The 7933-nt window shown below is 67.4% G+C and carries 10 protein-coding genes and 1 pseudogene; 1 reads left to right on the top strand and 10 read right to left on the bottom strand.

Annotated elements, in window-relative coordinates; translation table 11 throughout:
* Positions 1–255: 255 nt before the first annotated feature.
* The 5 genes and pseudogenes from U9983_RS25370 to U9983_RS25350 all read right to left on the bottom strand — a co-directional run bounded on the left by U9983_RS25370 (position 256) and on the right by U9983_RS25350 (position 3918).
* Positions 256–1200 carry a ParB/RepB/Spo0J family partition protein gene (locus tag U9983_RS25370; RefSeq protein WP_322756422.1) on the bottom strand — a complete coding sequence of 315 codons (945 nt, stop codon included), beginning with the start codon at positions 1198–1200 and terminating at the stop codon, positions 256–258.
* Complete coding sequence (locus U9983_RS25365) at positions 1197–2084, bottom strand: ParA family protein (protein WP_322756424.1); 888 nt, start codon at positions 2082–2084, stop codon at positions 1197–1199. Before U9983_RS25365 ends, U9983_RS25370 begins: the two co-directional genes overlap by 4 nt.
* A gap of 70 nt (positions 2085–2154) precedes the next feature.
* A complete protein-coding gene (gene rsmG / locus U9983_RS25360; protein WP_322756421.1) occupies positions 2155–2892 on the bottom strand; it encodes a 16S rRNA (guanine(527)-N(7))-methyltransferase RsmG in 738 nt (245 codons plus the stop codon).
* A gap of 81 nt (positions 2893–2973) precedes the next feature.
* Positions 2974–3464, bottom strand: a pseudogene (locus U9983_RS25355) (helix-turn-helix domain-containing protein).
* Positions 3465–3489: 25 nt separating this feature from the next.
* Positions 3490–3918: a hypothetical protein gene (locus tag U9983_RS25350; protein WP_322756419.1), complete on the bottom strand. Its 429-nt coding sequence runs from the start codon at positions 3916–3918 to the stop codon at positions 3490–3492.
* 406 nt (positions 3919–4324) lie between these two features.
* Between U9983_RS25350 and U9983_RS25345 the strand changes: the two genes are divergently transcribed.
* Positions 4325–4687 carry a cation:dicarboxylate symporter family transporter gene (locus tag U9983_RS25345; RefSeq protein WP_322756418.1) on the top strand — a complete coding sequence of 121 codons (363 nt, stop codon included), beginning with the start codon at positions 4325–4327 and terminating at the stop codon, positions 4685–4687.
* A 198-nt stretch (positions 4688–4885) separates the two neighbouring features.
* Here the strand turns inward: U9983_RS25345 and U9983_RS25340 are convergent, their stop codons facing one another.
* The 5 genes from U9983_RS25340 to rpmH all read right to left on the bottom strand — a co-directional run.
* Positions 4886–5449 (bottom strand): protein jag, encoded by a 564-nt coding sequence (locus tag U9983_RS25340; RefSeq protein ID WP_322756417.1) that lies wholly within the window; start codon positions 5447–5449, stop codon positions 4886–4888.
* 91 nt (positions 5450–5540) lie between these two features.
* On the bottom strand, positions 5541–6914 hold the full coding sequence (gene yidC / locus U9983_RS25335; protein ID WP_322756416.1) for a membrane protein insertase YidC: 1374 nt from the start codon (positions 6912–6914) through the stop codon (positions 5541–5543).
* 12 nt (positions 6915–6926) lie between these two features.
* On the bottom strand, positions 6927–7361 hold the full coding sequence (gene yidD, locus U9983_RS25330; protein ID WP_322756415.1) for a membrane protein insertion efficiency factor YidD: 435 nt from the start codon (positions 7359–7361) through the stop codon (positions 6927–6929).
* Entirely contained in the window at positions 7358–7810 is a 453-nt protein-coding gene (rnpA, locus tag U9983_RS25325) for a ribonuclease P protein component (protein WP_322756414.1), read from the bottom strand. The genes yidD and rnpA overlap by 4 nt, the downstream gene beginning before the upstream one ends.
* A gap of 30 nt (positions 7811–7840) precedes the next feature.
* Positions 7841–7933, bottom strand: a 93-nt coding sequence (gene rpmH / locus U9983_RS25320) for a 50S ribosomal protein L34 (protein WP_322756423.1), incomplete at its 5' end; no start/stop codon positions are given.

The following is a 7933-nucleotide window of genomic DNA, read 5'->3' as shown; positions in this document are numbered from 1 at the left end:
GACCGGCCGTACGACGAACTACGCCGCGCCGCTGGTCCGCTCGTGATGTACACGAGACTGCGCGGCGCCGGCAGCCGCAGCCTGCTCGATCGCCGCAAGCCCCGGCAGGCTGGCGGGAGCTGCTCGTTCCGCCCCGACCGCGGACGGAGCCCCCTGGGCAACGCCAGCCGGCGCGGTGACCCGGACAGAAGATCCAAAACGACAGTCAGATCCGGAGCCTGTCGAGCCGAGATCACCCGATCAGCTCGGGGCCGCTCATTCCGTCGCGGATCCCGACTCCGACTCCGACGGCGAGGCCGTCATCACCGCGACGATCCGCTCCAGGTCTTCGATGCTTCCGAACTCCACAGTGATCTTTCCTTTGCTGCGCCCCATGTCGACCTTCACCCGGGTGTCGAACCGGTCGGACAGGCGGGCGGCAAGCTTGCCGAGGGTGGGAGCGATGACCCGGGGCCCACGGGGAGCCGTCTTACGCGGCCCCTCCTCGCCCATGGCCACGATTTCCTCGACGGCCCGTACGGACAGACCCTCGGCGACGATCCGGGTCGCGAGGCGGTCCTGCGAATCAGGATCCCCCAGCGACAGCAGTGCCCGAGCATGGCCGGCGGACAGCACGCCAGCCGCCACCCGACGTTGCACGGCCGGTGGGAGACCCAGCAGCCGAATCATGTTGGTGACATGGGATCGCGAGCGGCCGAGTTTCCCGGCGAGTTCCTCGTGGGTGGCGCCGAAGTCGCGCAGGAGCTGCTCGTATGCGGCTGCCTCCTCAAGGGGGTTGAGCTGCTGGCGGTGGAGGTTCTCCAGCAGTGCGTCCCGGAGCATGGCGTCGTCGGTGGTGTCCCGCACGATCGCGGGGATCTGACTGAAGCCCGCGAGCCTGGACGCCCGCCAGCGCCGTTCCCCCATGACCAGCTCGTAGCGCCCGGGCATGATTTCGCGGACGACTATGGGCTGGAGCAGGCCGACTTCACGCAGGCTCGCGGCCAGCTCCTCAAGCGTCTCCTCGTCGAAGTGCATCCGCGGCTGGCGCGGATTCGGCGTGACCGAGTCGACGGGGATCTCGCGAAAGGTCGCACCATGAACCGGTACCGGCCCGGATCTCAGTCCGAAGCCGTTGTCGATCCCGATGTCAGCGCTGTCCATCGCTGTTGGGATCAACGCTCCCAACCCTCGCCCCAGTCCACCCCTGCGTGCTGTCACAGGCCCCCCCCATTCGGCTCGAAGCCTCGCTCGGCAAGCTCGCGCGCGGCGGCCAGGTAGGACAGTGATCCCCGCGAAGCAGGGTCATAGGTCAGAACCGACCGGCCGTAGCTCGGCGCCTCGGCGATCCGCACATTACGCGGGATGGTCGTGCCCAGCACACGGGGCCCGAAGTGCTCCTTGACTTCGTGGACGACCTGGTCCGCAAGTCGCGTCCGTGAGTCGTACATGGTCAGGATGATCGTGGACAGGTGCAGATCCGGGTTGAGGTGGGCCTGCACGAGTTCGACGTTGCGCAGGAGCTGCCCGAGGCCCTCAAGCGCGTAGTACTCGCACTGGATGGGGATCAGAAGCTCCTTGGCCGCCACCAGCGCATTGACCGTGAGAAGCCCGAGGCTTGGTGGACAGTCCACGATGATGTAGTCGACGTCCCGCTTGAGTCCGGCGATCGCCCGACGCAGGCGGGTTTCCCGCGCTACGACTGAAACCAGCTCGATCTCGGCGCCGGCCAGGTCGATGGTGGCCGGAGCGCAGTAGAGACCCTCGGATTCGGAGGACTTCACCACGACCTCGTCGAGCGGTCGATCCCCGAGAAGAACCTCGTAAATGGATGGAACACCGGACCGGTGGTCAACCCCGAGAGCGGTTGATGCGTTGCCCTGCGGATCAAGGTCAATACACAGGACCCGGCACCCGTGCATGGCCAGGGCCGCGGCAAGATTCACCGTCGTGGTGGTCTTCCCGACACCACCCTTCTGGTTCGCCACCGTAATGATGCGCCGTCGGGTAGGCCGGGGAAACGGCCGTCGTCGTTCCATGGTCAAGGCTTCCACTGCCGCCGCCGCCGCCGCTCCGATAGGGGTGGATGGATCATGAGAGTCCATTGGTCGGGCCGACGGCTGACGCACTGCCCGTCCCGCACCTATGGAGGTGTTACCTGCCCCCGACGCTGTTTCACGTGGAACGTGAGTGTCCACGTGCACGCTGCGCCTCCCGTCCTCGCCGTGCTTCACGCGTTTTCCCGCTTCCCTGCCGGCGCCCAGGCTCAGATGCGGTGTACACGGCGCGCAGCACGGTGGTCGGCTCCGAAAGCCGCCCGACCCCGCACTTCACGACGTCCACCTCGCGCCAGCCCTGGGCATCCAGCTCACCTCGCGCGACCGACAACTCCTCGACAACGCGCGCACCGCGCAGTGCAAGCATGACACCGCCCGGTTCCAGCATCGGCACGAGCATCGCGCCCAACCGCTCCAAGGGCGCGAGAGCCCTTGCCACGGCAACATCAAACTTGTGGCCTTCCACGGTAGTGGCAATGTCGGGCGCGCGTCCCCGAATGACCGTGACTCGCCCCTCAAGTCCGAGCCTCGCCACTACTTCGTGCAGAAACACGCACCGGCGCTGCATCGGTTCGAGGAGGGTGACTCTCAGGTCCGGACGGACAAGCGCGAGCGGGATACCGGGCAGCCCGGCTCCGCTCCCCACGTCCACGACGGTCGCGGCGGGCCCGACGGTCTCCTCGACCACGGCGCTGTTCAACAGGTGACGGTCCCAGAGCCGGTCGGTCTCACGGGGACCTATCAGCCCGCGGTCAACGCCAACCGTGGCAAGAAGATCCGCATACACACAGGCAAGGTCAAAACCATCCCCGAACACTCCACGGGCGAGGGCCGGGGGGCCGGACACAGGCAACATGCGACCAGCATCCTCGCTACCCGGATCAGGACGCTCCGTGGAAGGCCGGATCGGCTGGCGCGGGAAGTGTGGCCACCTGCTTCACCGGCCTGCCCAGCGATAGCGGAACTCGGGCCGGCCGGTGGTTCCGTAGCGTTGCGTCCGGATGGCGAGGTGCTGGCCGACGAGTGCTGGCCGACGAGGTGCTCAAGATAGCGCCTGGCCGTGACACGGGAGATACCGGCGCCGTCAGCGACGTCCACCGCGGACACGGGACCACCAGCGGCCCGAAGCTGGCCGATCACCATGTCGAGTGTTGCCGCGGACAAGCCCTGCGGCGCCTCGGCGGGAGTCGGCTCCCGCAGCGCGGCCAGCGCCCGGTCGACGTCATGCTGGGCCACACCCCCAGGTTCGGGCTGTACGCCCGTCCCGGAGATCTGCCGCCGGTAGTCGGCGTAGCGCTCGAGCCGCTCCCGGAAGGTCGCGAAGCTGAACGGCCTGAGTAGATACTGGACCACGCCGTAGGCGAAACCCGGCATCCGCTCGACGTAGGTTTGATGTGCTTCAGCAATCAACGGGTCGTCCTCCACCACCAGGACGCAGATGCCCCCGCCGACCTCAGCGGGCCTGGTCACCTCGCCTGCCTTCACCTCGCCTGCCTTCACAGAGCTGCTGGGACGCGGCGAGCTCCGCGGTCGCGAATTCGACGGCCTCCTGTTCCCGGTTCAGCTCGATGAGGGTCACGACGGTATGCAGCCGGTTGGCGGCCTCATGCGCCTGAGCCCGCAGAGCCTCGACGAACCCGCGTACGGAGTCACGCTCGCCGGTGAGTGCCAGCAGCTCGGTCGTATCACGCAGTGTCGTTACGGTGCCGAGCGGACGGCCGTCCCGGCCTGCCGGCGTCTGGTTGACCGCGAGGACCCGGTCACCGGTCAGACGGATCTCGTCGGTGGCCCGTCGGCCCGAATCCAGCAGCTCGGACAGGGAGCCGGCAATACCCAGATCACGCACCGGACACCCGTCCGCCTGCGCGGGCAGACCGAGCAACCGTACGGCCTCGTCGTTGGCGCGCAGCAGCCGGTGGTTGGTGCAGCATCCCGCTCTCCGCGCCTGGCCTGTGTAAGGAGCGTTGTCGTCACGGCAGCGGCGAGCACGGCGGCGGCGAGCACGGTGACAACAACGACCTGGACGACAAGCACCTGCCCGGCGACGCTGCGCCAGCACAATCGCTGCACCCGGTGGGGTCCGGAGTGCCGATAATCATGGACCCGCCACACGCGTCCCAGTGTGACCCCAGCACCCGGCCTTGTCGTTGGTCACGGGCAGCCGTCGCCGTGACCATTATGAACGAAAGTGCGGGATGCGCTGTGCCTGCTGTCACTGGTCGGCCCAGTCGACAGCAGGTCGGCGGTCCTCGCAGACGAAACGGGGCCCGCCGGCGGAGGAGGAGCCGATGGCCATGCCCACATCAGCCGCCAGGAGCGGAGTCCGAAGGGCCTGGTACCGCCAGCTCTACCCGTGGGTCCTGATCGACATCGCGGCCGGTATCGCCGTGGGAGCTCTCTTTCCAAAGCTCGGGGAGAACCTACAGCCACTTGGCACGACGTTCGTCGACGCAATCAAAATGATCGTCGAGCCGATCATTTTCTGCACGGTCGTCGGAGGAATCGCACAGGTCGGTGATCTGCGTCGGGTTGGCCGCCTCGGACTGAGAACGATCGGGTACTTCGAGTTCGCCACCACCCTCGCCCTGATCCTCGGCTTAGAGCGACCGGCAATGGGGGTATGGATCAAGGAACGGGACTGGGGCACGTAGATCGCGAGGCGGAGGAGGAAGGCACCGGAGGTGTTGGGTGTCGACCGACGACAACGTGGCGAGGTGCGTGCCTCGGTCCCGCGACGCCGGTGTGCGCCGTGTCAGCCCGACCGGACCTGGCGTAGCACGAACGCAATACACCCCCTGTCTGCCGTGTTCTGTGGATCACGGCAGACAGTCAGGCAAGCAGGAACGAGGTCAGTCCGCGGGGAGAATGACCACCCGGCGCTGGGGGTCCTCCCCTTCGGACTCACTGACCACGCCGTCGATCGTCGCTATGAGGTCGTGGACAACCTTGCGTTCGAACGGCGTCATCGGCTTCAACTTCTCCGGCCGGCCACCGGTCTTCACCCGCGCGGCGACTGCCGCAGCAAACTCCCGCAACTCAGCACGCCGCCGGGCACGGTGACCACCGACGTCCAACATCAGCCGGCTGCGAACGCCGGTCTTCTGAAGTACCGCGAGCCGGGTGAGCTCCTGCAACGCCTCCAGCGTCTCCCCTCGGGTACCCACGAGCAGGTCCAGGCCGTCCCCGACGACGGCCACGACGGCTCGCTCTCCCTCCACATCGAGGTCGAGGTCGCCGTCCATGTCGACGATGTCGAGCAGAGCCTCCAGATAGTCCGCTGCGATCTCGCCTTCCTGTTCCAGATCGGCGATGCGCCGCCGGCCGTTCGTCGGCGTGTCAGCGGCCATGGACGGGCCGCCGACCTCGGCAACCGCGGCGATGTCGGCGGCCAGGTCAGGTGCCGAACCGGTCATCAGAACAGCTCCTTCGAGGATGGACATCTGCTGTCGGGGATCTGGCGGGCACGCCTGCGACGGGCACGACTGTGACGGCTATGGAAACCGATCACCGCCGCCCCCCGGGCCGCCCGCCTTTCCCGCGCCGCTTGGCGGGACGGGAGCCTCCGGATGGGCGTCGCGCTCCAGCCGGCACCCCGGGTGTACCTGCCGCACGGGTCTTGGGCTCGCCTTCGGATGCCGTCCTGTTGTCCTGGACTGCGCCGTTTTCCGGTACTGGAGCCGGAGCCGGCTGGACCTTGCCGGCCGCACTACCGCCAGTCCCGTTACCAGCCACGTTGTCGCCAGCCCAGTTACCAACCGTGTTGCCGCCAGTCCCGTTGCCGGACGCAGCGCCGGACCCGTTTCCCGCCGCCGTCGCCGGCCGCGCCTTACTGCCGGGATTGCCAGGCGAACGGGTCCCGGGCGGAGCCTTGCCGGTGGACTTGTTCGCGGCCTTACTGACGGCGGTCGCGGACGATTCCGTGGTCGGAGCATCCACGGCGGGCTTGGAACGGCTCTTGGCCTTCGCCGCGGGCCGAGCGCCGGGCACCGGCCGGGCACCGGGTGCGGGACGCGCCGGCGGCTCAAGGGTCTTGCCCTTCGCAGCGCTACCAGCCTCCACCCGGGCCCCGGGTACGCGTCCGGTCGCGGTCTGTGCCAGCACCGGCGGCATCCTCTTGATGACGAAGAACTGCTGGCCCATACTCCACAGGTTGGTGGTGAGCCAGTAGAGCAGGACGGCGATCGGGAAGCGGAAACCGAACACCGCCAGCATGATCGGCGAACCGTAGAGCAGCACCTTCTGCACCATGGCCTGCTGCGAGTCCGTTGTCCCGGTGCGCGCCATGATCTGCTTCTGGGTCAGGAACGTGGTCATGCCCATGAGCAGGATCAGGACGACGGCAAAAATCTTGACGTTCGTCCCGTCGGCGCGGACGAACTCCAGGAAGCTCGACGACGAGGTGAAGGACGTCGACAGCGAGACGCCGAGCAGTTTGGCCTCGGCGATCTGCTGCACCTGGTGAGCGGTCAACCCCACTCGCGCCACCCATTCCAGCCCGTTCTTCCCCTCAACGGGTTGGAGGTGGCTGAAGACGTGGAACAGCGCGATGAACAACGGGATCTGCAGCACGATCGGCAAACAGCCCAGCAGCGGGTTGCCGTGCTCCTTCTGCAACGCCATGATCTCGGCGTTCATCTTCTGCTTGTCGTGCCCGTGCTTCTCCCGGATCTCCTTGATCTTGGGTTGCATCAGCTGCATCGTCCGCTGCGACTTCACCTGCCTGACGAACAGGGGAAAGATCAGAATGCGGACACAGATCACCAGCAGGACGACAGAAAACGACCACGCGAAGAAGCTGCCCTGACCGAAGATCAGCCCGAAGCCACCGTGGAAGAAGACGATCGCGTGTGCCGCGAGATGGTAGAGGGGATTCAACACTGGCCTGTCTCCTTAGACCCTCGTGCCACGGCTGACCCTCGTGCCACGGCGGGACGCGGGCGGCTTGTGCGGGTGCTTGGGGGCGTGCTCCGGAACCGGGTCACGCGTCGGAACCGGGTCATAGCCTCCGGCCGACAACGGCTGGCAGCGCAGCAGCCGGCGGGCAGCCAGCAGGCCGCCCCGGACCCCGCCGTAACTGCGCACCGCCTCAAGCCCATACGCGCTACAGGACGGCTCGAAGCGGCAGACGCCGGCGCTGCGCACGGACCAGGCGGCCCGATAGAATCGGATCATGGTACGCAGCGCCCACGCGAGGGGACTGCGCACCATGCCGCCGGGGCCACGGCACAGCCTCGGCACGGCCCTCGCGGCGACCTGGCTTGCCACAGTCAGGTCGAACACTGCGAGTAGACCGACTGTAAGCAGAACACAGTCACCGATGCTCATCGACGATGCCGGTCGAGGGTTTTGGCAATCCCGTCGCCCAGCCTGGACCCGTTACCGGACCGGCCACGAGATGATCTCTCACGCAACGCCCGGTCGAGGGCGCGCCCCAGCTCATCTGAGGATGCGGTGGCACTGTCCGGTAAGGCACGCACGATCATCAACGTCCCAGGCGGAACGTGATCGAGTCGGGCACGTACCTGCTCACGCAGTCTCCGGCGGACCCGGTTGCGGACGACGGCATTGCCTACCTTGCGGCTCACGACAAACCCCACGCGTGGCGGAGGCAGGGCGGTCGCTGCGTCGGCGTCGTCCACGAGGTCGCTGCCTTCAGGCTTGTTGTCCACAGTCAGGCTGTGGACAACAAGCGGACCGCTGCGGATCCGGCCTCCACCGCGACCGACCTGGGCATGCTCGGCCCTGGTCCGGACACGGTTCCGAACGGGCAGCATGACGCGGGAGAGATCGCGGCGCGATGAATCTCAGGCGGACAACTCGCTACGACCCTTACGGCGACGGGCCGAGAGCACCGCGCGACCGGCGCGGGTCCGCATCCGAAGCCGGAACCCGTGCGT

It is taken from the genome of Protofrankia sp. Cas3 (assembly GCF_963555955.1).
Classification (GTDB): Bacteria; Actinomycetota; Actinomycetes; order Frankiales; family Frankiaceae; genus Protofrankia.
Note: the sequence above shows the minus strand (reverse complement) of the source record. Positions and strands in the feature narration are given on the sequence as shown.